This is a genomic window from Virgibacillus sp. JSM 102003 (assembly GCF_041949995.1).
In the GTDB taxonomy this organism is placed as follows: Bacteria; Bacillota; Bacilli; order Bacillales; family Amphibacillaceae; genus Lentibacillus.
Window position 1 is genome coordinate 365,992 of sequence record NZ_JBHFQH010000001.1, and the last position, 24,973, is coordinate 390,964.

General features: G+C 37.1%; 25 protein-coding genes and 1 riboswitch. Of the genes, 5 read left to right on the forward strand and 20 right to left on the reverse strand.

The genetic code is table 11. The features are described from left to right. Positions 1–12 precede the first annotated feature (12 nt). Positions 13–1,284: an NADP-dependent isocitrate dehydrogenase gene (icd, locus tag ACE1TG_RS01875; RefSeq protein ID WP_375050652.1), complete on the reverse strand. Its 1,272-nt coding sequence runs from the start codon at positions 1,282–1,284 to the stop codon at positions 13–15. Positions 1,285–1,437: 153 nt separating this feature from the next. Beyond that, complete coding sequence (gene citZ / locus ACE1TG_RS01880) at positions 1,438–2,553, reverse strand: citrate synthase (protein ID WP_375050653.1); 1,116 nt, start codon at positions 2,551–2,553, stop codon at positions 1,438–1,440. 295 nt (positions 2,554–2,848) lie between these two features. Between citZ and ytvI the strand changes: the two genes are divergently transcribed. Further along, positions 2,849–3,958: a sporulation integral membrane protein YtvI gene (gene ytvI, locus ACE1TG_RS01885; protein ID WP_375050654.1), complete on the forward strand. Its 1,110-nt coding sequence runs from the start codon at positions 2,849–2,851 to the stop codon at positions 3,956–3,958. Positions 3,959–3,964: 6 nt separating this feature from the next. Here the strand turns inward: ytvI and ACE1TG_RS01890 are convergent, their stop codons facing one another. From ACE1TG_RS01890 to dnaE, 8 genes are all read right to left on the reverse strand, one after another. Beyond that, the gene (locus ACE1TG_RS01890; RefSeq protein WP_375050655.1) at positions 3,965–4,354 is read right to left on the reverse strand and encodes an FxsA family protein; all 390 of its coding nucleotides are present in this window, start codon (positions 4,352–4,354) and stop codon (positions 3,965–3,967) included. A gap of 167 nt (positions 4,355–4,521) precedes the next feature. Continuing rightward, a complete protein-coding gene (gene pyk, locus ACE1TG_RS01895; protein ID WP_375050656.1) occupies positions 4,522–6,282 on the reverse strand; it encodes a pyruvate kinase in 1,761 nt (586 codons plus the stop codon). Positions 6,283–6,304: 22 nt separating this feature from the next. Continuing rightward, complete coding sequence (gene pfkA, locus ACE1TG_RS01900) at positions 6,305–7,264, reverse strand: 6-phosphofructokinase (protein ID WP_375050657.1); 960 nt, start codon at positions 7,262–7,264, stop codon at positions 6,305–6,307. A 200-nt stretch (positions 7,265–7,464) separates the two neighbouring features. Then, complete coding sequence (gene accA, locus ACE1TG_RS01905) at positions 7,465–8,421, reverse strand: acetyl-CoA carboxylase carboxyl transferase subunit alpha (RefSeq protein WP_375050658.1); 957 nt, start codon at positions 8,419–8,421, stop codon at positions 7,465–7,467. Next, the gene (accD, locus tag ACE1TG_RS01910) at positions 8,418–9,281 is read right to left on the reverse strand and encodes an acetyl-CoA carboxylase, carboxyltransferase subunit beta (protein WP_375050659.1); all 864 of its coding nucleotides are present in this window, start codon (positions 9,279–9,281) and stop codon (positions 8,418–8,420) included. Before accD ends, accA begins: the two co-directional genes overlap by 4 nt. 120 nt (positions 9,282–9,401) lie before the next feature. Continuing rightward, complete coding sequence (locus ACE1TG_RS01915) at positions 9,402–10,028, reverse strand: FadR/GntR family transcriptional regulator (RefSeq protein WP_375050660.1); 627 nt, start codon at positions 10,026–10,028, stop codon at positions 9,402–9,404. A gap of 25 nt (positions 10,029–10,053) precedes the next feature. Beyond that, positions 10,054–11,262 (reverse strand): NADP-dependent malic enzyme, encoded by a 1,209-nt coding sequence (gene ystJ / locus ACE1TG_RS01920; protein WP_375050735.1) that lies wholly within the window; start codon positions 11,260–11,262, stop codon positions 10,054–10,056. A gap of 171 nt (positions 11,263–11,433) precedes the next feature. Further along, entirely contained in the window at positions 11,434–14,805 is a 3,372-nt protein-coding gene (dnaE, locus tag ACE1TG_RS01925; RefSeq protein WP_375050661.1) for a DNA polymerase III subunit alpha, read from the reverse strand. Between the two features lie 143 nt (positions 14,806–14,948). Between dnaE and ytrH the strand changes: the two genes are divergently transcribed. The 3 genes from ytrH (at position 14,949) to ACE1TG_RS01940 (ending at position 16,114) form a co-directional block, all read left to right on the forward strand. After that, on the forward strand, positions 14,949–15,281 hold the full coding sequence (ytrH, locus tag ACE1TG_RS01930; RefSeq protein WP_375050662.1) for a sporulation membrane protein YtrH: 333 nt from the start codon (positions 14,949–14,951) through the stop codon (positions 15,279–15,281). Next, positions 15,281–15,784: a sporulation membrane protein YtrI gene (gene ytrI, locus ACE1TG_RS01935; RefSeq protein ID WP_375050663.1), complete on the forward strand. Its 504-nt coding sequence runs from the start codon at positions 15,281–15,283 to the stop codon at positions 15,782–15,784. The genes ytrH and ytrI overlap by 1 nt, the downstream gene beginning before the upstream one ends. Positions 15,785–15,916: 132 nt before the next feature. Beyond that, a complete protein-coding gene (locus ACE1TG_RS01940; protein WP_375050664.1) occupies positions 15,917–16,114 on the forward strand; it encodes a YtzJ family protein in 198 nt (65 codons plus the stop codon). Positions 16,115–16,145: 31 nt separating this feature from the next. Here the strand turns inward: ACE1TG_RS01940 and ACE1TG_RS01945 are convergent, their stop codons facing one another. Then, positions 16,146–17,093 carry a DHH family phosphoesterase gene (locus tag ACE1TG_RS01945; protein WP_375050665.1) on the reverse strand — a complete coding sequence of 316 codons (948 nt, stop codon included), beginning with the start codon at positions 17,091–17,093 and terminating at the stop codon, positions 16,146–16,148. Between the two features lie 173 nt (positions 17,094–17,266). Here ACE1TG_RS01945 and ACE1TG_RS01950 point away from each other — a divergent pair, with 173 nt between their 5' ends. Next, complete coding sequence (locus ACE1TG_RS01950) at positions 17,267–17,557, forward strand: YtpI family protein (protein ID WP_375050666.1); 291 nt, start codon at positions 17,267–17,269, stop codon at positions 17,555–17,557. Positions 17,558–17,596: 39 nt separating this feature from the next. On the opposite strand, the gene ACE1TG_RS01955 is transcribed toward ACE1TG_RS01950, so the two are convergent. From ACE1TG_RS01955 to ACE1TG_RS01995, 9 genes are all read right to left on the reverse strand, one after another. Beyond that, positions 17,597–18,904 carry a DRTGG domain-containing protein gene (locus ACE1TG_RS01955; protein ID WP_375050667.1) on the reverse strand — a complete coding sequence of 436 codons (1,308 nt, stop codon included), beginning with the start codon at positions 18,902–18,904 and terminating at the stop codon, positions 17,597–17,599. A gap of 72 nt (positions 18,905–18,976) precedes the next feature. Then, a complete protein-coding gene (locus ACE1TG_RS01960; RefSeq protein WP_375050668.1) occupies positions 18,977–19,204 on the reverse strand; it encodes a hypothetical protein in 228 nt (75 codons plus the stop codon). Between the two features lie 92 nt (positions 19,205–19,296). Further along, the gene (locus ACE1TG_RS01965; protein ID WP_375050669.1) at positions 19,297–19,842 is read right to left on the reverse strand and encodes a hypothetical protein; all 546 of its coding nucleotides are present in this window, start codon (positions 19,840–19,842) and stop codon (positions 19,297–19,299) included. Next, positions 19,835–20,380: a hypothetical protein gene (locus ACE1TG_RS01970; RefSeq protein WP_375050670.1), complete on the reverse strand. Its 546-nt coding sequence runs from the start codon at positions 20,378–20,380 to the stop codon at positions 19,835–19,837. Before ACE1TG_RS01970 ends, ACE1TG_RS01965 begins: the two co-directional genes overlap by 8 nt. 9 nt (positions 20,381–20,389) lie before the next feature. Further along, a complete protein-coding gene (pilM, locus tag ACE1TG_RS01975) occupies positions 20,390–21,283 on the reverse strand; it encodes a type IV pilus biogenesis protein PilM (protein WP_375050671.1) in 894 nt (297 codons plus the stop codon). Between the two features lie 36 nt (positions 21,284–21,319). After that, positions 21,320–22,075: a prepilin peptidase gene (locus ACE1TG_RS01980; RefSeq protein ID WP_375050672.1), complete on the reverse strand. Its 756-nt coding sequence runs from the start codon at positions 22,073–22,075 to the stop codon at positions 21,320–21,322. A 111-nt stretch (positions 22,076–22,186) separates the two neighbouring features. Continuing rightward, positions 22,187–22,540, reverse strand: coding sequence for a prepilin-type N-terminal cleavage/methylation domain-containing protein (locus tag ACE1TG_RS01985; RefSeq protein WP_375050673.1), 354 nt, complete (start codon positions 22,538–22,540; stop codon positions 22,187–22,189). Positions 22,541–22,596: 56 nt separating this feature from the next. Then, positions 22,597–22,681: riboswitch (cyclic di-GMP riboswitch) on the reverse strand. Between the two features lie 47 nt (positions 22,682–22,728). Further along, positions 22,729–23,925 (reverse strand): type II secretion system F family protein, encoded by a 1,197-nt coding sequence (locus ACE1TG_RS01990; RefSeq protein WP_375050674.1) that lies wholly within the window; start codon positions 23,923–23,925, stop codon positions 22,729–22,731. Positions 23,926–23,928: 3 nt separating this feature from the next. Continuing rightward, positions 23,929–24,969 carry a type IV pilus twitching motility protein PilT gene (locus ACE1TG_RS01995; RefSeq protein ID WP_375050675.1) on the reverse strand — a complete coding sequence of 347 codons (1,041 nt, stop codon included), beginning with the start codon at positions 24,967–24,969 and terminating at the stop codon, positions 23,929–23,931. Between the last annotated feature and the right edge of the window lie 4 nt (positions 24,970–24,973).

Sequence of the window (24,973 nt, forward strand, 5' to 3'; positions counted from 1 at the left end):
CAACTACTATTATTAGTCCATGTTCTTAATTAGTTCATCACCAAATTCAGATGTTTTAACTTCTTTTGCACCATCCATCATTCTAGCGAAATCATATGTTACAACTTTAGAGCCTATTGTTTTATCCATTGCTTTTGTAATAAGATCTGCAGCTTCTCTCCATTCCAGATGTTCAAGCATTAATACAGCAGAAAGAATTACCGAGGACGGATTAACCTTATCCATTCCTGCATATTTAGGTGCAGTACCATGTGTAGCTTCAAAAATTGCATGACCAGTATCATAGTTGATGTTTGCTCCTGGAGCAATTCCAATTCCGCCAACCTGTGCTGCTAAAGCATCAGAAATGTAGTCACCATTAAGATTCATTGTAGCAACAACATCAAACTCTTTAGGACGAGTTAAGATTTGTTGAAGGAAAATGTCGGCAATTGCGTCTTTTACTAGCAATCTTCCTGCAGCTACAGCATCATCCTGTGCTTTGTTTGCTGCATCCTTACCGTCTTTTTCAACAATACGGTCATATTCAGCCCAAGTAAATACCTTGTCGCCATACTCTTGTTCAGCAACTTCATATCCCCAAGCCTTAAATGAACCTTCCGTATACTTCATGATGTTACCTTTATGTACTAGAGTAACACTTTTACGTCCTTCATTTAACGCATACTCGATGCTTGAACGGACTAAACGTTTTGTTCCTTCTTCAGATATTGGTTTCACACCTATTCCTGAAGTTTCCGGAAAGCGGATATTATTAACATCCATCTCGTTTTTCAAAAAGTCAATTACTTTCTTTGCTTCTTTTGATCCTTTTTGCCACTCGATACCAGCATAAATGTCCTCCGTGTTTTCACGGAAAATAACCATGTCAACATCTTCAGGACGTTTAACCGGTGATGGAACACCGTTGAAATAGCGTACGGGACGTAAACAAGTAAATAAGTCCAATTCCTGACGTAAAGCAACGTTTAACGAACGAATTCCGCCGCCGATTGGTGTTGTTAGTGGGCCTTTAATTGCAATTTTATATTTATCAATCATGTCAAGTGTGTCTTGCGGAAGCCACTCGCCAGTTTTATCGTAAGCTTTTTGACCAGCGTATACTTCAGTCCACTCAATTTCTTTTTCACCGTTATACGCTTTTTTAACAGATGCTTCAATTACTTTACGTGCTGCAGCCCAAATATCCGGTCCAGTTCCGTCTCCCTCAATAAATGGAACGATTGGACGGTTTGGAACGTTCATCTTTCCGTTCTCAACTGTAATTTTTTCTCCTTGTGTCATAAAAAAATACCTCCTAGTCATCTTCATACATTGTTATTTTATCACAAATATACTTTTCCATGGTAATAGCATTGTTGACTGCCAACCTGTATGGTACAGGCGTGCTACTAATTGAAAGGTCTTTAACGTACAGTTCCTCTTCTTTAGTAAGTTCTAGCGATTTTCAATCGGTTTATAATCCTGAGTTTTAGGACCCACATACTCAGCTCGAGGACGGATTAAACGATTGTTATCATACTGTTCTAGGATATGAGCCAACCATCCAGAAACACGGCTAGTTGCAAAAATTGGTGTGAACAAGTCATGATCAATTCCTAAGCTATGGTAAACAGAGGCTGAATAAAAATCAACATTTGCCGGAAGACCTTTCTCTTCTTTAATGAAATCTTCAATTTTCACAGACATATTATACCATTTTGACTGCCCACTTGTTTTTGTAAGTTCTTTTGACATACGTTTCAAGTGTTTCGCTCTTGGATCACCATTTTTATATACACGATGTCCCATTCCCATAATTTTTTCCTTGTTTGCTATCTTTTCTTTGATATGCGGAATTGCGTTTTCCTCTTCGCCAATATCCGTCAACATTTTCATAACACGCTCATTAGCACCACCATGTAATGGACCTTTTAATGCACCAATAGCTGCCGTCACACCAGAATAAATATCTGATAATGTTGCTACACACACACGTGCAGTAAATGTTGATGCATTAAGCTCATGATCAGCATGAAGTACTAAAGCTTTATTAATTGCTTCTACTTCAACATCTTTTGCTTCTTCACCATTTAACATATACAGGAAATTAGCTGCAAAGCCCAAATCTTTTTTTGGTTTTACTGGATCTTTTCCTTTACGGATACGAGCAAACGCAGTAACAATAGTTGCAATTTTAGCTTGCAGACGCAATGCCTTTCGCTTATTGGCTGCTTCTTCCATCACATCTGACTCTTCGTCAAATAATCCAAGAATTGATACTGCAGAACGCAGTGCAGCCATTGGGTGCACTGTGGATAAATCATATGAACGCAAATGGTCGATAACAGCTTCAGGCAATTCCATATTGGATGCTAAATCAGCTTTAAAAGTGTCAAGCTCTGACTTTGTTGGCAATTTTAGGTTCCACAGCAAATAAACTACCTCTTCAAAACTTGAGTTCTCTGCTAAATCATCGATTCTATAACCAACATATGTCAGTTGATCATCGATAATAGAACTAACCGACGACTGAGTTGCGACAACTCCTTCAAGCCCTTTAGTGGTTGTCATAACAAACCCTCTCCTTTTTCTATAAATTGTTCACTAATTTAGGATAAATTAACTATTAATTACATTTGACAATATTCTTACAAAATAACATTGTCATCCCCACGGACAATTATAAAGTATTATGAACTTAATGTGAATTGAAACCGATTAAATTCACCAATATTTTTATATAAGCAATCTTTTTATTAAGTGCGTTATCTGTCTTACCACCCAAATTAACTGTTCCATGTCTATTTTTTCATTCTTTATCATATGTAAGATAATAACGTATGAAAATGAATATGGAGGGGTTAAATTGTACAAGCATAAACTTTATCAGCTATTACGATTCTTTATAGTAATATTTACCTTTATAGCTGTATATTTAATCCTTCAATATACAATTCCATCTTTCTATCCATTCCTGATTGCAATCGTTCTATCATTATTTATGAACCCTTGCGTAACATTTCTGGAAGAAAGAATAAAAATACCACGTGTAATTGCCACTATTTTAACGATGGCTTTTGCCATGTTATTTTTAATCGGATTAATTATTTTTATCATTACAGAATTGATTCAAGGTACAACATATTTAGCAGAAAATATCCCAGCCCACTTTCGGACATTTGTCTTTATAATGGAGGACTTAATAAATCAATACCTCTTACCCTTATATCATAAACTTACTTCACTTTTTCATACATTGAGTCCACCCCAGCAAGCAACAATCAGTGAAAATTTAAAGCAAATCATTAGTCAGTTTGCCTCATTGGGAACAAACTTTCTGCAGAATCTTTTATTGCAGATTCCAGTCACATTAACGTTATTGCCTGGATCCATTACGGTAATCATATTCACTTTAATTGCAACTTTTATCCTCACAAATGATTGGAACAATCTTGTTCAATCATTTAAAAAAATGATTCCCGTAGCCTTACACGAAACAGGTAAGAACGTTTGGAATCATTTGCAAAAAGCTATGTTCGGATTTTTCAAAGCGCAATTATTACTCATTTCGATAACAGCATTTATCATATTTGTTGGACTGGTTATTTTTAAAGTTGAATATCCACTAACAATTGCATTAATTGCTGCACTTGTGGATATTCTCCCGCTTGTTGGTACTGGAGTAATCTTTATACCATGGATTCTTTATCTGTTTTTAACAGCAAACTACTCACTAACTATTTCTATAACAATTTTATATATGATTGTTGTAGTTCAACGGCAACTTATCGAACCAAAGATATTATCCAGCAATATAGGTTTAAACCCACTTGCAGCACTTGTTGCTTTGTTTGCAGGCATACAAATTTGGGGGGTTTTAGGTTTATTTATTGGACCCATTATCCTGATTATTGGCAACGCCTTTTATCAAGCAGGCGTTTTTAATCAACTAGGAGCGTTTATAAAAGGATCATAGGCTATACTACCATTTCCGATAGATGATCTTTCCTCTATTCATCCGATCCTGGAAGAATCGTTGAAGCATTAGTTTAAATGGTCCTCTCGTGTAAGGTAACACTAATGTGAACCCAACAGCATCTGTTATAAAGCCAGGCGAGAAAAGAAAAACAGCTCCGACAAAAATACATATACCATCTACTATTTCATGAGCAGGAACCTGACCATTGCTCATTGACTGCTGTGCACGATTCCAAGTATCAATCCCCTGCTTTTTAGCAATTGTTACTCCTACAACACCGGTAAGTAAAATTAAACCAACAACCCACCAAGGACCTATAATACCACCTATCCAAATAAACACTCCAATTTCCATTGCAGGTAATATTAGAAGTGCCAGTAACAACCAACGCATAAATTTCATCCTTTCTTCCAGCATCTGATTATTAGTAAACTAGGCTTATCGCAAAGCCTAAATATAGTTAAGCCTTAGTTGCACTTAAGCAGTAAGAGAGGAGTTATAGTCTCTTATCTGCGAAAAAAGAAGGGAAATTCCCTTCTTTTTAACAATCTAACACTTCATTATAATACACTTGCATGTCCTTTGTATATATCACCTTTTGCGCCGTCTATTGTAATGTCTTCACCATCTTCAATTAGACTGAATACATCTTTGACGCCAACAATTACTGGGATTCCAAGACTTAACCCCACAACAGCAGCGTGGGAAGTTAAACCGCCTTCTTCCGTTACAATTCCGCTTGCTTTTTCAATTGCTTCCATCATATCTCTGTCAGTTCCGTACGTCACAAGTATGTCATTTTCATCTAGTCTTTCTATAGCTTCCTTCGAATTTTTGGCGACAATTGCTTTACCAAATGCGTTACCTCGACCAATCCCTTGACCTTTAGCCATAACATCACCTATCACATGCACTTTCATTAAGTTAGTTGTACCACTTTCGCCAACTGGAACACCAGCTGTAATAAGTACCCTGCTGCCGCGCTCAAAGAGATTTGTGCTTAACCCTCTGTCAACTGCAATATCCAGCATTTCATCAGTGGAGCGTGCTTTTTGTCCCTTGATTGAATAGACACCCCAAACTAGTGCAAGCTGACGGTTAACTAATTCTGAAAAAGTTACCGCAACTATTGGTGACTTCGGACGATACTTTGATATCATTCGTGCAGTATGTCCACTTTCAGTTGGGGTTAAGATCGCACCAACTGACAAATTCATAGCTGTATGCGTTACTGACTGACTAATTGCATCTGTTATAGTCATATCAACGGATTTTGAACGATTTGTTAATATCATTTTATGATCCAGGCCTGACTCCGCTTTTAATGCAATATTGCTCATTGTTTGAACCGATTCTACTGGATAGCTTCCTGCAGCAGTTTCACCTGACAACATGATTGCATCCGAGCCATCAAAGATTGCATTGGCCACATCTGATGCCTCAGCTCGAGTAGGTCTGGGGTTGCGTTCCATCGAATCAAGCATTTGTGTCGCAGTTATTACCGGTTTACCTGCTGTGTTACATTTTTTAATTAAATCCTTTTGAACTAAAGGAACATCTTCAGGTGGTATTTCAACTCCCAAGTCTCCACGGGCAACCATTAAACCGTCACTTACTTCAAGGATAGATTCTATATTGTCTACACCCTCCTGGTTTTCAATTTTAGGAATGATATGAATTTGTGTAGCATCATGCTTTTCCAGCAGTTCTCTTATTTCCAGTATGTCTGATGGGCGGCGAACAAATGATGCAGCAATAAAATCCACACCCTGCTCGATTCCAAATTCAATATCCTGCGCGTCTTTTTCTGTTATACCGGGGAGGTTAACCTTTACATTTGGAACGTTAACACCTTTTTTATTTTTTATCGTACCTGAGTTCAATGCTTTTGTTTTAATTTCTTTATTTGAATAGTCAATTTCTAATACTTCTAATTCAATTAGTCCATCATCCAATAGTATTTTTGAGCCAACGTGCACATCATCAATTAACCCTTGATAAGTAATCGAAAAACGTTCTGAATTACCTGCTATTTCATTCATTGATACATATATAGTACTGCCTTCAGTTAACTCAGCTTCTCCATCTTCAAAAGAACCTGTTCTAATCTCAGGACCTTTTGTATCTAATAGAATAGCAGTTGTTTTCCCAAGCTTCTCTGATGTTTCTTTGATATTTCTAATGCGGCGCCCGTGTTCCTCATAGTCACCATGAGAAAAGTTCAAACGTGCAACATTCATACCTGATTCAATTAATCGCTCTAATGTTTCGGGCGATTCAGAAGCAGGTCCGATCGTACAAACAATCTTTGTTTTTCGCATTTTACTTCCTCCTTTACTGCTGTTAGATAGATAACTCTTTCGATAATTGGTACATATCTTGATTTATTGTATGTTTTTCAGATAGTATCCCTAGAATATCATGGTCAACAATCTGATTGTTTTGAATACCAACCATTCTTCCTGCTTTACCAGATAATAATAAGTCCACTGCCTTTGCTCCAAGCCGGCTTGCCAGCACCCGGTCAGATGCTGTTGGAGATCCACCACGCTGAATATGACCTAAAACAGTCACTCTTGTTTCCAGACTCGTCTCCTCTTGGATACGTTTGCCATATGCAAAGCCGCTTCCAACACCTTCAGCCAATATGATGATACTATGTTTTTTTCCTCGTTCATGACCGCGTTTAAGACGTAAAACTACATCTTGAAAGTCGTCTGATTTTTCGGGAATAAGAATACTTTCGGCACCATCTGCAAGTCCAGCCCACAATGCGAGATCTCCTGCGTCTCTGCCCATGACCTCGATAACATATGTACGTTCATGTGATGTTGCGGTATCGCGTATTTTATCGATTGCTTCAATTATTGTATTCAATGCAGTGTCAAATCCAATCGTAAAATCCGTTCCAGAAATATCGTTATCGATTGTGCCCGGGACACCTATACAAGGGTATCCTTTCTCACTTAGCTTTTGAGCACCTCGGAAACTGCCGTCACCACCAATAACGATTAATCCTTCGATGCCATGCTTCTTCAGCTGTTCAATACCTTTTTGCTGACCCTCATCTGTTTTAAATTCTTCACAACGCGCAGAACGTAATAAAGTTCCCCCACGTTGTATTATATCTCCCACTGATCCAATATCCATTTTATCAATATTACCGTCTATTAGACCTTGAAAACCATTCTTAACGCCATATATTTCCATATCATGAAAGATAGACTTTCTAACAACAGCACGGATAGCAGCATTCATTCCTGGTGCGTCACCACCACTCGTTAGTACCCCAATTTTCTTCATTCTTTCTTTCACCTCACATTTTGCATCGTTTATTTTTGAAAACTTGGCTTATCGCAAAGCTTAAAAATGATAAGCCTTGGTTGCACTTACGCATGTAAGAAGGTATTTATACTTCTTAACTGTTAAAAATAGACAAATCAGCAATTACTTAAGCAAAAATAATGACTAAAAGGTTGACAATTGTCAACCTCACTAATCGTCTATATTTCTTTATACTCACCAATTTTTTTATATTTTTCCCATCTCTTCTCAAGTAATTCACCAGACTCAATCACACTTAAGTCATTGAGGGATTTCTTTAGCACATGATTAATATTTTCAGCCTGGAGCTTCACATCACGATGCGCACCACCTTTTGGCTCGTCAATAATCTGGTCAATAACACCAAGGTTTTTCAGATCATAGGAGGTTATTTTCATCGTTTCTGCTGCTTTTTGGGCATGACCTGCATCCTTCCACAATAAAGCAGCTGCTCCTTCAGGTGAAATAACCGAATACGTTGAGTTTTCAAGCATATGAATATGATCTCCAACACCCAATCCCAACGCTCCGCCACTTCCACCTTCACCAATTACAATACAGATAATCGGCACAGTAAGTCCAGCCATTTCCACTAAGTTATGGGCGATCGCTCCACTTTGCCCACGTTCTTCTGCTGCTTTTCCGGGATATGCCCCTTTTGTGTCAATGAAGCTAACAATCGGACGGTTAAACTTCTCTGCCTGACGCATATGTCTTAATGCTTTCCGATATCCTTCGGGATGTGGCATACCGAAATTTCGGTGTATATTTTCTTTTGTGCCTTTTCCACGCTGATGACCTATCACGGTTACTGGATTCCCTTGATAAAGTGCTATTCCAGAAACAATAGCTGCATCGTCCCCATATAAACGGTCTCCATGAAATTCAACGAAGTCGGTAAATATTTCCTCAATATAATCTAACGTCGTTGGCCGTTCCTGATGCCTTGCCATTTGTACTCGGTCCCATGGCTGCAGATTACCATAAATATCATTTTCCAATATCTCCAGTCGCTTCTCAAGTGTAGTGATTTCTTCTGTTAAATCTATTTCGCTATCTTCTGTAAATCCTTTTAACTCAGCAATCTTTTCTTTGAGGTTTACAATTGGCTTTTCAAAATCGAGTACTTGTTTCAAGCGTTTTCACCACCCTTTCCATGCATCATGAGTAAGGTAGTTAAAAGAGATTTCATTTCATGGCGATGAACAACTTTATCCAATTGGCCATGCTTTAATAAAAATTCTGCCGTTTGAAAATCATCTGGCAGCTTTTCACGAATAGTCTGTTCGATGATTCGCCGACCAGCAAACCCGATTAATGCTCCAGGCTCTGCAAGGTTATAATCACCCGATGAGGCAAAACTTGCAGAAACTCCGCCAGTAGTTGGGTGTGTCATTACCGAAATCATTAATCCGCCTGCTTCAGAGAATCGCTTTATCGCTACAGACGTTTTTGTCATTTGCATTAGGCTTAGTACACCTTCCTGCATACGGGCACCACCAGACGCAGTAAATATAATCAAAGGCAGGGACTCATTTTTAGCATTCTCAATTGCACGAGCAATTTTTTCTCCCATTACGGAGCCCATGCTTCCCATTCGAAAGCTTGCGTCCATTACGCCAAACGCTGCAGGTTGTCCATCAATTAAGCCTTTACCTGTTACCACACCTTCATTAAGCCCCGTCTTTACTCTGTCTTTTTCTATTTTCTCCTCATATTCCGGAAAATCTAGTGGGTTAGTAGTTGTCATTTGTTCGTCCCACTCTTCAAACGTACCCTCATCAAATAGACTTTCGATACGTTCCCAGGCTGATAATGAATGATGATAGTCACAATTAGGGCAGACATTTACATTTTTATGCATTTCTTTACGATAATAAATTTTATGACATCCGCTGCATTTCTTCATTAATCCTTCTGGTACCTCGAGTTTACCTTGTTCACTCGGGATAGAAGCATACTTTTTTTTCTTCTTGCCAAAAAAATCCTTAAGCAAGGTGATTCCTCCTTTTCTAACAAACCCTGACAACAAAAAGGAAGTAAAACCTTCATGTCGTTTTCATATACTATAACGAACCACACCTGAAAAAGGTGTCATAAATCGTCGACTAAATAATTATTTTCTAATTGCCAACTTATCAAATAACTCTTCTATCATCTCATAGTTTTTTGTTTTATAAAGTTGAATAAGTTCCTTGTAAAATGCTTTATCATAAGACAGTTTAGTAATCGTATAGGAAAACTCGTCCATTAGCTGCCACACTTTTGCGAGCAACAGGTTATCCGCTTTTGTAAACAAATGGTTAAAGAATGCAACATGTTTCTCAATAGGATCTAACTCACTATTGTGGGTAATAGATTGTAACTGATTGATATCACTGTCATTAATACTAAGATATGCAATCTTAGCTACTTCTTTTTCCATCACTTTTTTCGTAATCAAAAGATCCTTCTTCGTATTGTTTTCTTGTAAGATAAATGATGATAGCAATTCTACTGTTTGATATGGGCGATATGTGCTTAAATAAGTGCCTTCCCCACGTCTTGTTTCAATCAGTCCTAACAGCTCCATTGCTCGAAGTGCTTCTCTAACCGAGGACCTGCCTGCTTGTAAATTATCAGCTAATTCGCGTTCAGATGGAAGTTTATCCCCAGGCTCTAAATCGTTGCTGTCAATATACTTGCGAATTTCCTGTAAAACATCTTGATATACTTTTTGTTTAGGTGACATGGACACAGCCATGAATCACTCCTTTTAAACATTAATATTATTTCGCATCAATATGTGTCAGCTTTCTCGTCTTTTCGGCCACACTTTCAGGGTCAACATGAATTCTTGCTACACCAGACTCCATTGCTGCACGTGCCACACTGGATGCTACAAGAGGAGCTACTCTTGAATCAAAAGGAGCTGGAATTACATAATCGGCATTTAATTCTTCTCCAGTTATTAATGAGGCTATCGCTTCTGCAGCCGCAACTTTCATTTTCTCATTAATGCGAGTTGCTCTGACATCTAATGCCCCCCGAAATATTCCCGGAAATGCAAGCACATTGTTTACCTGATTTGGAAAGTCGGAACGCCCTGTTCCAATTACTTTCGCACCTGCTTCTTTTGCTTCATGTGGCATGATCTCAGGATCAGGGTTCGCCATTGCAAAAATAATCGGATCATCAGACATCTTTCTAATCATGTCCTGTGATAATAACCCACCAACAGAAACACCAATGAATACATCTGCGTCCTCTAGCATTTCTTCCAATGAACCTTCTTTATTATCTTTATTGGTCATTTTTGCAACCTGATCTTTTACATCATTCATTCCATAGGATCTGCCTTCAAAAATAGCCCCTTTAGAATCACACATAATCATATCACGAACGCCAAAGTTGTATAATAATTTTATAATAGCAATACCTGCGGCTCCAGCACCATTCGCTACAACTTTAATATCAGAGAATGATTTGCCTATTAATTTGAGTGCATTAATTAAACCGGCAACAGTCACGATCGCTGTACCATGCTGGTCATCATGAAATATTGGTATGTTCATCTCTTTTTTTAGTCTTTCTTCAATAATAAAACAATTTGGTGCAGCAATATCCTCTAAGTTAATTCCGCCAAATGTCGGTTCCATAAGTTTGACGGATTGAACAATTTCTTCCACATTATTTGATGCCAAACAAATTGGAAAAGAATCAACACCGGCAAAACTTTTGAAGAGTACTGACTTCCCTTCCATTACAGGCATTGCAGCTTCTGGACCTATATTACCTAATCCCAACACAGCCGAACCATCACTTACAACAGCCACCATATTACCTTTCATAGTATAATCGTATACTGTTTCTTTACGGTCATAAATTTCTTTACATGGTTCTGCAACACCTGGTGAATATGCTAAACTTAAATCTCTTGCATTACGAACTGGTACCTTTGATTCCGTTGATATCTTCCCTTTATTTACTTTGTGCATATGCAGTGCTTCGTCTCTTAAGTTAGACACGCAGATCACTCCTTTATGTAGTAGAAATTGTTGTTGTATGTTTATTCATAAGGTGGTCTGACCACTTAACTATTTAATTATAACAGATGGGAAATTTGTGTAAAGGAGAAAGATACGTGACAGACAACCATCAGAAAACAATTAACTGTCATTCCCTTGAAGTTCATCCAGTACTACATTATCATCACCAAAATGGTTTCGTAATAATACTAAACACTGATTATTAGGATCAATCAAGTAATCATTTGATAATTGATATGTTGACTTATTCATTTGATGATAAACAATGACAGATGTTCCACCTCTGTATTCATTTGCTATTTTTTTAATAGTTGTCAATGCATTCTCATTATTTTGCTCGGTTAGTTTAATAAATAACCTTTGTTTTTGATTTAATTCCCATGCTTCCTCGTCAAACTCCTCAATCTTACCCATGATACATTGTATCTTATTATTTCTTTTTTCTATCTTACCGGTAAACGTAATAATTGATTCTTCGGACAGCCACCGGTGGACATCACGGTATAAATCTGGAAAAATAACTGCCTCCATATCACCTGTTTCATCACCAACTGTGACAAATGCCATCGATTCTCCACGTTTGGTACGAATCGTTTTAATAGCCTGAACTATACCTGCACTTTTGAGGTTTTTCTTTCCAACCAATTTTTGAGCCCTAGTCACGGATACATGTTCATTTGATGTCAGAATACTGCGGTACTTTTTCAAAGGGTGACTGGAAACATAAATACCAAGCAATTCCTTTTCGTCACTTAGTTTTTTCATTAAACTAAAATCCTCTATATCAACATAATCAGCTTCCAAGTCAAGCTTTTCCTGGAAGAGATTTGATTGATCGGTAAATTCCTTGAATAACTCCCCTTGTTCCAAAGCCTGATCAACCGATGCTAAAAGACTTGCACGGTTCCAATGAATTTCATCAAAAGTCCCAGCCATGATGAGCGTCTCAAGTGTTTTTCTATTTACTGCCTTTGGAGAAACACGTAAGCAAAAATCAAATAGACTTTTAAACGGACCTTCTTTTCTAACGCTGACAATTTCTTTAATAACTTGATTTCCGATACCTTTAATTGAGTGCAGGCCCATTCTCACACTATCCTGCTCGACAATATATTTACCGAAACTTTTATTAATTGCAGGCGGGGCTAATGTTATATTCATTTCTTTTAATTCCTTCATATACAAATGCAACTTATCCTGTTGACTAGCAACCGAACTTAACAGCTCTGCAAAGAAACACGCAGGATAATGTGCTTTTAAATAGGCAAGCTGATACGAAATCCTGCTATATGCAACAGCATGACTCCGGTTAAAACCATAATTTGAAAACTTTACAATCCAATTAAATATTTCAATAGCGACATCTTTCCGGTAACCATTTTTTAAACATCCCTGAATAAAAGCCTCTTGTTGCTGTTCCATAATAGATTGTTGTTTTTTACTTACAGCTCTGCGTAAAATGTCTGCCTGTCCTAAAGAAAATCCAGCAATCTGGTGGGCAATTTGCATAATCTGCTCCTGATAGATTAGTACACCATATGTTTTTTCTAAAATAGGAGCAAGGTCCGGATGTGGATAATCAATATTCTCCCGTCCATGTTTTCGATCAATGTAAACTGGAATATTTTCCATTGGACCAGGTCTATATAATGCGTTAACAGCTACGATATCTTCAAAGGAAGTTGGGCTAAGTCTTGTTAATACCTGTTTCATCCCCTGCGACTCTAACTGAAATACACCATTCGTTTTCCCTTTCTGCAACAATGCATATGTGCTTGGATCTTCATTTGGTATTTCAGTTAACTTGATAGTTTGCTTCGATTCATATTTTATTGTCTTAATAATCCGCTCCAGTAATGTTAAATTACGCAGCCCCAGAAAGTCCATTTTTAATAGACCAATCGCTTCCAGGTCATTCATAGGAAATTGAGTTAAACCTGTATCATTCGCCCCTAATGTTAGTGGCACATCTTCAACTAAAGCCTCATCACTAATTACCACACCAGCAGCATGGGTCGAAATATGCCTTGGCAGTCCCTCAAGCTTGGTTGCTACGGCAAAAAGTGCTTTTAATTTAGCTGACTGCTTTATGTATTGCTGCAAATCAGTTGAACCTTTTACATATTCTACAATGGGACTTTTAGCTTGGACAGGAATTTCTTTTAAAATAAAATAGGCATCCTGCTGATCAATTCCTATTGTTTTAATAAGTTCACGTAATAAGGAACGGGCCGCAAACGTTCCAAATGTTATAATCTGCGCAACGTGTTCATCGCCATATTTATTTCGTACGTAATCAATCACTTCATCACGTCGGTGATCAGAAAAGTCGATATCGATATCAGGCATTGTTACACGCTCAGGATTTAGAAAACGTTCAAATAATAAGTCATATTTTATAGGGTCTACTTCGGTAATTCCAAGTACATAAGCAACTACAGATCCTGCAGCAGACCCGCGTCCAGGTCCTACCAAAATATCATTCATTTTTGCATATGCAATGAAATCCCACACAATTAAAAAGTAATCACTGAACTGCATTGACTGAATAGTATTGAGTTCATATCGTAAACGTTCAGCAATCTCATTCGTAATAGAACCATATTTTTGTTCTGCGTTTATCCAACACATGTTCTCAAGATATGTATGAGCATCCAATTGATCCGGAACAGGATAGGATGGCAGCATCCTTCTTTCAAAGTCAAATGTTACGTTACACTTATCTTTAATTACATCAGTTGCAGTAAGCACTTCTGGCCAAAACGATCCAAAAAGCTGTTCCATTTCTGCTTTTGACCGTAAATGGCGCTGTTTAATAGCAGGGTCAGTAATTTGTAGTGACCACCCTCTATCCATTTTCATAGCTTGTAAACAGTCATATGCAATATCATCTTTCTCATCCAGATACCGAACGTCATTCCAGGCCGCAACAGGAATACGGTAAATTTCATGGAAAGACTTAAGTGAGTTATTAATTTTTCTTTCTTTTTCCAGCCCATGATTCTGAATGCCAATATAAAAGTCATCCAAATGAAACATATTCCATGCTGACTCTAAATAAGCCTTCACCATATCGTGTGTTTCAGTTAGTAAAAGTGATTCTATTGTATTGTTTACAGCCGGTAAAATACAAATCAAATCATTGCTATAGAATTCGAGATCTGATTTACCAATACTCGATTTGTTGGATAATTGTATGTGTGTGCTAATTTTAGTAAGGTGCTTGTAACCTTGGTTATTTTTAGCCAAGAGGACACATGTTTCTGTTTCATCTTCAGTAAAAGCAACTTCCACCGTCATTCCAATTATAGGTTTAATCCCATTTGCTCTACAGGCCTTATAAAAAGGGATAGTGCCATATAAAACTTGCTCGTCAGTAAGTGCCAGTGCATCAAACTGCAGTTCACGTGCTTTATCAACCAGTTTACTAATTGTTATGGTACTATTCATGAGGCTATAACCACTTCGTACCTGTAAATGCGTAAATGACATACTATCCCACCTCTCTTCCATTATTATAGCTAAATTAGTCTGAATCTGCATCAAATTTCAACTGTATCCCAAAGTGCATCGTAACATATCTTGTCCGCACCAATCATACAATGTTAGGAGTAAATTCATAAGGAGCGTAAATAATGGAGGAACGATTCATAGCTCAATTTATACATTGTTTTTTTATAGCATTTGGCGTAATTATCGGTGGAGCAATTATAGGAAGTATGGGGTCGTTTGCTACAGGTGATGCTCCATTTACCTCGATCAGCCGTATTGCGAAAAGTTTACGAATCTGGGCAATTGTTGCTGCAATAGGCGGCACATTCGATGCAATCGCCAATTTTGAAAAAGGAATCTATGATAACTCAACCCTTGACATGGTAAAACAAATTTTACTCATTTTATCTGCTATGGGTGGCGTTAAAACAGCTATGATTTTAATTGGATGGCTAATACAGGAGGATGTAGGGTAATGCATATCCCACCATATCATAAGAGAAAAGGGTGGCAGCGATTTCTTGTTGGTACCTTCATTGGCGCAATAATAGCTTATTTTATTTTTGTCTATATGCATGGGTACATGTATGAGCAATTATTGGGAGAAAACAGAGATCTTCAATCAAAGGTGAATGAACTGGAGAATCAAAATGAAGCTTTATTAAAGGATAAAAAGGATCTGGACGAGAAATCAAAAGAAGCCTTAACAGTCGATTCAATTGAGATAGAGATTACGAACAAGGATGAACTTCGTCTGGATAGATTAATAATACACGATTTGGAAGAATTAATGAAAAAAGAAATTGAAGAAATCATCGGACAAGATGTAATAATAGTATCGAAAAGTTCCGAACTATTGAAGTCAACCATACAGAATAAAAATTTTAAGGTAGATGATTTCACATATAAGTTTGTAGTTCATACATTAGTCATTTCACCAACTGTAAAAATAACAGTCGAAGCAGAAATTTCCAACTAACTATGAACATTTTATGAAATATCATAAATTTTGTGGCAATTTCATCAGGAACATAATACAATTAAAATAGAAGTAAAGTCATTTTAAAAACCACTTTCATATAATAATTTTATTGAAAGGAGCTGGTTTACAATGCTTATTATGAATCCCAGGCACATTCGCGATGAGAAAATTGCCCAATTAAAAGAAGGTCGCTCAGCATTTGCCGAATCAGAAGAACTGATTCGACTAATGAAACGTTCTATTGACCGAGATAATCTTCACGTACATTATGATCAAACAAATATAGGTTGCTGGTTTATACCAATGCCAGAAAGCAAGAGCAGTTAAAACAAAAGTGCTAATCTCAGCACTTTTGTTTTTATTTTGTATAAGCTAAGCATGCTTTCTCCAAGTCTTGTATAACACTTTCCGTTTCATCCCAACTTCTCACAGATGCCCCTGCTGCCATAGGGTGGCCACCGCCATTATATTTTCCGGCAATCTCGTTAATTATTGGGCCCTTTGAACGTAATCGAACACGTATAAGATCTGTTTCTTCAATAAAGAATGCCCACGCCTTAATCCCTTCAATATCGCCAAGAATCCCCACCAATTGACCGGTATCTGACGGGTCAACTTTAAATTCATCCAGGATTTGTCTTGTCAGCTTTATCGTACTCATACCTGAAGAAGCTAACTGAAAGTGCTGCAGAATATATCCCCGCAGTCTGGCAATGTTGTCTTTTATACTGTACATACCATCATATAAACTTGAGCGATCAAAGTTGTAGGTAACTAACTCAGCTGCATGCTGAAATGTTTTTTTCGATGTACTAGGAAATAAAAATCTTCCCGTATCACCAACAATTCCTGCATATAGAAGACGGGCAACTTGATCATTCAGCTTAAACCCTTCATTTTTGCCATACAAATACAAGTCATAAATCATTTCACTAGTGGAGCTTGCGGTTGTATCCACCCAAATTATATCTCCGTACTCATCAACATTTGGGTGATGATCAATTTTAATTAACATTGAACCAAGTTCATATCGCTGATCACATATACGGACTGCATTTGCAGTGTCACAGATAATTACAAGTGCATCTTTGTATGTATCATCACTTATTCGATCCATTCTGACCAAAAAATTTAATGAAGGCTCTTCTTCACCAACAATATAAACTGTCTTCTTTGGAAATGCCTGTAAAATTAATTCCTTCAATCCTGCTTGTGACCCGTATGCATCCGGGTCTGGACGTACGTGACGATGAATTATGATGGTTTCATATTCTTTAATAGATTGAATTATTTTTTCTAAACTCATTTTTTTGGCTCCTATCTTGACAGATTACTGGTAAGTTCAACTAAGGCTAATAAATATAAAGGCTTCGCGATTAACCAAATTTTCTATTCACATAATATATGAAGGTTTATACTTCCTTAACGCTTAAAAACAAGCTACAATAAATAAAGACATTAAATTTAGGAGTAGATTATATGATTATTTTTCCAATTATTATCGTGCTCTCGCTTGTATTTTATGTATACTATAAAGTCGCAATAGTAAAGACTGGCGATAAGTTAACCCAAGCATATTTAAACGCAAAATCACGTATTTGTCTTGGAAGCTTTCTATTCTTCTTTGGCATTAACCAATACATATTCTATCAAACACAAATCTCATTGTTTATCGGAATAGTATTTTTAATTCTGGGCGGGCTGCAACTTAATCTGGGTTTTAGAGAGACAAAACATTACAGCAAAGAATGGAAACGAATAAATGCTTAATAATGGAGAAGCTGACTAAAAACTAGTCAGCTTTTTGATTTAACGGTCAATTAATTGTGCCATTAACAGTCCTTTGCCAACCATTTTCTTTTCATTATAAACTTCTATATCTATTTTAGCATAGATTCTCCCGGCTTCTAACAATTCAGGTTTAATTATTAAATTACTATCTATTTGCACTGGTTTAATAAAGTAAACAGTAAGATTTTCAACTACCAGGTCGCCTTTTTTTATATGACGCAACACTCGGCTGCTGGCTTCTGTCATCAATGCAGTAAATACTCCGTTTGAAAGTGTTCCAAGTTGATTTGTCATCTGCGGGGTAACATGTGCCTGGAAAATTGTTTCGTCTCCCTCAATTGCTTGCAAATTCCTTGAAACAACATCATCGATTGTTTCACCAACTTGTGGCTGGCGTTGAATTTGCTGTAAGGCCTTTAATACATCCTGACGGGACACCACACCTTTAAGTCTTTGAGATGGATCCACAATGGGGACAACTTCTATTCCCTCCCATACCATCATATGGGCAACATAGGCAAGCGATGTTTTATCCTGAACAACAATCGGGTTTTTGGTCATAACTTTCTCAATTAATGTCGTTTGATCCCTTCCTATTATATCTTTTGACGTTATCATTCCAATTACCCGTTCTTTTTCATCCACCACTGGATATCTGGTGTGGGTAGACTGATCATTTAATTCATACCACCGCTTCAAGTTATCTTTAGCATATAAATAATACGATTTATCAGACGGTGTATAAATATCACCTACAAACACAATTTCCTTTTTAATCAATTGATCATAAATAGCCCTATTGATCATCGCAGCAACCGTAAATGTATCATAGCTGGTAGACATGATAGGTAATTCTTTTTCATCAGCTAAGAGTTTGATATCATCATTCGTATCAAACCCGCCAGTTATTAATACAGCAGCTCCTTCACTTAAAGCCAATTCATGAGCTTTCACACGATTACCAACTATTAATAGTGACCCTGCTTCTGTATAGCGCATCATTGCATCAAGCTGCATCGCACCAATAACAAATTTACTTAATGTCTTGTGTAACCCTTTCCTACCACCCAGGACTTGTCCATCTACAATATTGATTACCTCAGCAAATGTTAATTTTTCAATATTTTCCTTCTTCTTACGCTCAATTCGAATTGTGCCAACACGTTCAATGGTACTAACCAGGCCTTGGTTCTCAGCATCCTTTATTGCTCGGTATGCCGTCCCTTCACTAACATTTAACGTTTTAGCTATTTGTCTCACAGAGATTTTATGGCCGATTTCTAATGATAATATATGTTGCAGAATCTGTTCATGTTTAGTTGCCATTTCCGTTCACCGACTTTCAACTGTACTAGTCAATATCTATACTGTTTAGTATACAGTTGATACACGGAAACCTCAATGATTAAGCGTTTGTCGACGTCTTACTCTTTCCTGTTCCATAACTGGAGGCTTGGTGATGTGTAAAAGTGTTGCAAAATTAGCTCCGACTACCAGAACTAAGAACAAAAGCCATCCTCCCCAAAAAACAAGTTCCAACTGTGATGCCGCACTTGGAATAACTGGCCATGCAAAGTAAAGTAAAAAACCAGCTAGTAATAATCGTAATATCGCATATTGGCGCATATATTTCCCTCCTCAAAATACTTTATGATAATTTGAGATTGATAAGAACAGTTACTATTCATAGAATTAAAAAGAATAGCCTTTATAAAAGACTATCCTGTGTAAAAGGTTTTAAATGATACTGTTAAATAAACCTGTTTCGCATCCTGTTGTAAATTAATTGATTCTATGATCATTAGCCTTTTGCTATCAGTCATTTCAGCCAAGAAAGAATTTATATCACTAAGTTTTGATGCTGTAGCATCTAGTGAATATGAATTTTCGTTTAATTCCGTTGCTTCTTCTTCTTCCTGCTGAACCGCTGCCTGATTTGCTGATTGATTAGCCGATTCAATATAATCAATTGTTACATTCGTGTCACTCGCAATAGTTTGTAGGTTTAGTAATACATCATCAGGTGAACTTTCCCTCGGTACTTGTAGAGCAAGAGCTGACAACTCCTCACTCGGACTCTCTTTTGATTGGCTTTCTGTTTTTTTAAATTGGTTTTCATACATAGAGACCTTTTTATCAAGAGTACTCACTTTAGACTGCAATGGAGCAATTACAGTGAAATAACAAACCCCGTAAACAATAAAAGTAGCTAATAAAACTCCTAGTAACCAATATGTATGAATCTTTGTCCATTGTTTAATCATTTTCACCAAGCTCCTTCACTAAAGTTTCACTATCCAAACTAATAGTTAATGTTGCCTGATATGAGGTATCCATTTTGCTCACACTGGTTAGTTCAGTATCTGAGACATAGTCTTGTCCTAATATTACTTTTACAAAATTTGAGACATTTTTAAGTGTAGAAAATTTTGTATCGATAATAAGCTGATTCTCACTTGTAAAATTATAACTTAGTAACTGTTCAGACGACGACAGGAAGTTAAGCATTTGATTATATAAGGCTACATTGGGAACCATCTCACCTTTTAGCGTTGATATATCTTGCTGTAGTTGCTGGAGCTGTTTTTCCCCGGCAAACTCATCCCGCTTTTCCAGTAATCGTGTTTCTAATTGTGATACTTTATTTGTTTGGTCTTCTATTTGACTCTCATAGTAATATTTTTGATACAAAAGTACAGTAATTACACTAGCAAGTAGTATAATACCCACAACGCCTAATACAAGGGGAGCAATATGTTTTTTAGATTGATTTTCAAGCAAATTAATTTCTGTGTTCATCATTACTCCCCTTTACGAATCCTGTTTCAGTGCCAGACCAAGGACATCAGCATACTTCACCTGTAATTTCCCTTCAGGAAACTTATATAACTTTATTGTAACAGCTTCAGATAAAGCTTTTTTAACATCATCAAGAAATGGAAAATCACCAGCCAAAAGCAATAAACTTATTCTTGCTGACCCTTTCGTTAAAGAGTACTGGTAAAAATCGATAAACCGATTAATTTCTATAATATAATCATCAATGATTTGTTTTCCTAGAGTCTCGTCCAATTCAGACTGATCCGTGTTAGTTGGTAGTTTCATATAACGGGTGAAAATTGCTTTATGATTTTGAAAAGCAGTCAAAACGAGTGCATCGTGATTCCAGTGAATTTGAAGTACATGATTAATGTCCGATTCCTGGAATAAATAATAATAAAACCGATAAACCGATAACGAAGTAAGATCAGCTGCAACTGATTTAAGAGCTGCCTCATCAAAGATTTCTTTAAATGATTCTACTTTATCCTTCGGGTAAGCGAATAAGAGAATGTCTCTGTTTTCACCATCTTCCTCCAGAAACTCAATTGCAAGTGTTGGATTACCAAATGGCAGATATAAACTGTTGCCAATCTGTGTCTTTACATAGCCAATCGCCTCAACTTTTGTCAGTGTTGCCGGAATTTGAAGCTGACGAATGACAACTGTATCATCCTGCATACAAAAATAAAGTTTCTTTCTTTTCCATTTATTTTTCTTAACTAACCGATTAACAACTTTTTGCAGAGATTGTTTACTGGTAATTATTCCGTCTTTAATTGTCCCTTCAGGCAGTTCCACTTCACCATGTTTGACTAAGCTTTTTATAGAAGAACTTTTATGATACGAATACCGTAAAACTCTATTTGTAATTACAATGTTCACTCTACCATTATTGAAAATTCCCAAACTATCACCTGCTTACAAAAATAAATTGAAATACCAGTTTACTAATCTTTCACCGTAAAAATATGTAATTAGGGTTGCAGCAACTATATATGGACCAAATGGAACGGGCTGCCTACGGTCAATTACCTTAAAGAAGAGCAGCATCATTCCTATTATTGCACCAATCATACACGAAAGAAAAAATGCCAATAGCACCTTATCAATTCCCAAAATAATGCCTAAGATGCCGAACAATTTCATATCTCCCGCGCCCATTCCACCACGACTGACAATTATTATTAATGCAAGGAGTGTGATTCCAATTATACCACCAAGAATGGATGACCACCACGGATCCAAAGGCTGTGCGATACGAATGATGATGAATAGTGGCAGAAAGAAAAGAAGCACTCTGTTTGGAATTAACATAAATGTGATGTCGGATACCAATATAATCATAAGCATCGAAACTAGAAGTAACGCCGTAATAATTTCTAGGTTTAATCCTATTAATGAGTAGCTCAATGCAAATAAAATACCAGTAGACAATTCAATTATAGGGTATATAAACGAAATCTTTTTTCGGCAATGTCTACATTTAGCCCCTTGGATGGCAAATGAAATAATCGGTATATTCTCATACCATGACAATTGATGGTTACAGTGGGGGCAAATTGACCGGTCGTTTGCGAAGGGGATATTTTCTGGCAGGCGTAATCCAACTACATTGAAAAATGAGCCGAAGATTAGGCCTAAGAGGAAAAAAAATAGTATTAGTAAAATGTCCATTCGTGTGGCTCCTTATTGTAAAGCTAGAAGAATATATATTGAAGAATACGCCCTGCAAGTATTGGTGCAAGGCGTAGGTTATATTTAAAATCATTTTAAATTATGTTGTTTTTAGTCAACACTTTCATCTCCATCGTATTCAAAATTCCCATTTCCATCTTTAGTAACTTTACCAGAATATTCGGTTTCTGTTCCTGGAACTGTAGGAACTTCATCTAGATACCCTTTGTCCTCTAGTTGTGATACCGATATACTTCCATCCGTATCATAATCACCACTAACATCCGCTAACCTTGCTGCATTTTCAATCAATTCTATATTTGCATCATGTGCCTTTTTCTCAGATTCACCTATAACATTCCCAACCGTCGGTACTGCTATAGCAACAATAATCGCCAATATCGCAATAACCGCCAACAGTTCAACAAGGGTAAACCCTTTTTCTTTTTTTATCATCTTTTTCATGCGTTCTAGCATAAAAATCCCCGCCTCTCTTAATATATAAGATAAAAAGTCTATTAAACTTAGCTGGCCGGTTGCACTACTTACTCCAAACTACCAAAGTGCCCAAACTACAGGTAATTTATCATCGCATCCTACTATATTCCTATATTCACTATAATATATTTTCAGACAAATATCTACCTTGTTTGCTAAATATTTTCAAACAAAGAAAACATTGGAATAACAACTGCGGTAATGATGCTGCCTACGATTATTGTCAGCACAATAATCATAAGTGGCTCGATTAGTGTTTTGATCCGATTCGACAATTGTTCTACCTCTTCTTCGTAAAATGCTGCAGCTTTTGAAAGCATATGATCTAAGGTACCCGTCTTTTCACCAATTTGAATCATCTGAACAACTAGTGCCGGAAATGCCCAGTGTTCTTTCATTGGATTAGCGATCGATTCGCCAACTTCCATCGACTTCCTGGATTGCTTTAATACATCTTGAATCACACGATTTCCAACGACTTTTTCGGTAATTTCGACTGATTGTAAGATTGGTACGGAACTATTTACTAGAGTACTCAACGTTTGTGTCATACGAACCAAGACACCTTTATGTGCAAGCACACCTATAAAAGGAAACTTTATTTTTAGCTTATCGGCACGGTAAGAAAACTTATCATTCTTCAACAGAGACTTATAAATTGCAATACCTAACAATGCTACAGCAATAAGTACCCACCAAAAAGCACTAACCCAATCACTCAAACTTAAAATAAACTGAGTGTAAGCCGGAATCTCTTCACCGAAGGAATTAAACATTCCAACAAATTGCGGAACAATGAATACGAGCAAGAACATACTTAATAATAGTGTGATAACTCCTACAACACCAGGATAAAGTAATGCAGAAACCACTTTTTGTTTATTACGATATTCTTTCTCATAATAATCAGCCATCTGGTTTAATATGTCGTCAAGTTTGCCACTTGCCTCCCCCGCCCGGATCATGTTGACGAGTAGTGAAGGAAAGACTTTCGGGTGACTTTCGACTGCTTTTGAAAGGGCCTGACCCTGATCAAGTTGTTTATCAATGGCTGTCAGTGCTTGCCTTAATGCATTATTATCCGTTTGCCTCGCCATCGTCTTCGTAGCTTCTGAAATCGATATACCAGCATGAATTAATGTTGCATATTGCCTTAGAAAAATAACGAAATCCTTATTCTTAATGCTTCTATTAATAGATAATTCCTTATTCCACGATTTCGTTTCATCTATTTTGATTACGATTATACTATCCTTCTCTAACCGTATTAGCGCATCTTTTTTTGAATCAGCCTCTATCTTTCCTTTTGTTTTGTGACCAGATGCAAGTTTTCCACTATATTGATAGTTCATCCATTAAAAACCCCTTTCCTGCATAAAAGGAGCAGCCGTTTCATAAGGAATTTGGTCTTCTTTCAGTAACCGTTTGAGATCCATTTCAAGCGTGTGCATGCCCTGTTCTTTCGATGTTTGCAACACATTCTGAACTTGATGCAGTTTTTCATTGCGGATTAAGTTTTTAACAGCAGGTGTATTAATTAGTACTTCAGTTGCTGCACGCCGCCCCATATTGTCCTTTGTAACTAATAATCGCTGGGAGATAACAGCTTTTAAGATGGATGATAATTGGATGCGGATTTGCATTTGCTGTTCAGATGGAAATACATCAATAATTCGTTCGATTGTTGATACTGCATCTGTTGTATGTAGGGTACCTAAAACTAAATGTCCCGTTTCCGCGGCGGTAATTGCCGTTGAGATAGTTTCCAAGTCACGCATTTCACCAACTAAAATGACATCAGGGTCTTGTCGCAGGCTTGCTCTAAGTCCATTAACAAAGCTATTTGTGTCAAAACCAATCTCACGTTGATCAATAACTGACTTGTTGTGTCTATGCATATATTCAATTGGATCCTCTAAAGTAATAATATGTTTATGCATTGTTTGGTTCATATGATGAATCATGGAAGCAAGCGTCGTACTCTTTCCACTTCCAGTTGGCCCTGTTACAAGCACTAGTCCTTGTGACTTATGCATAATATCCTTGGTAATCGTTGGGAGATGCAATTCCTCAATTGATGGAATGCTGGTTGGAACAATTCGAATTGCCAATGACAGCTGACTGCGTTGATAAAATGCATTTATCCGAAACCTTGAAACCCCACTAATTCCATAAGAGAAATCAAGCTCACGTTTCTCTTCCAGTCGTTGCAAAAGATCATTCGGAATAATCGCCTTAACAATTTCTTGCGTATCAGAAGGCCTGAGAGCTGGTTGATCCTGCTCAATCAAATTACCATTAATGCGAAATATAGGGGCTTTTCCAATTGTTAAATGCACATCAGATGCTTGCATGTGGAAAGCATTTGTTAACCATTTTTCAAATTGTTCACTCATTTGA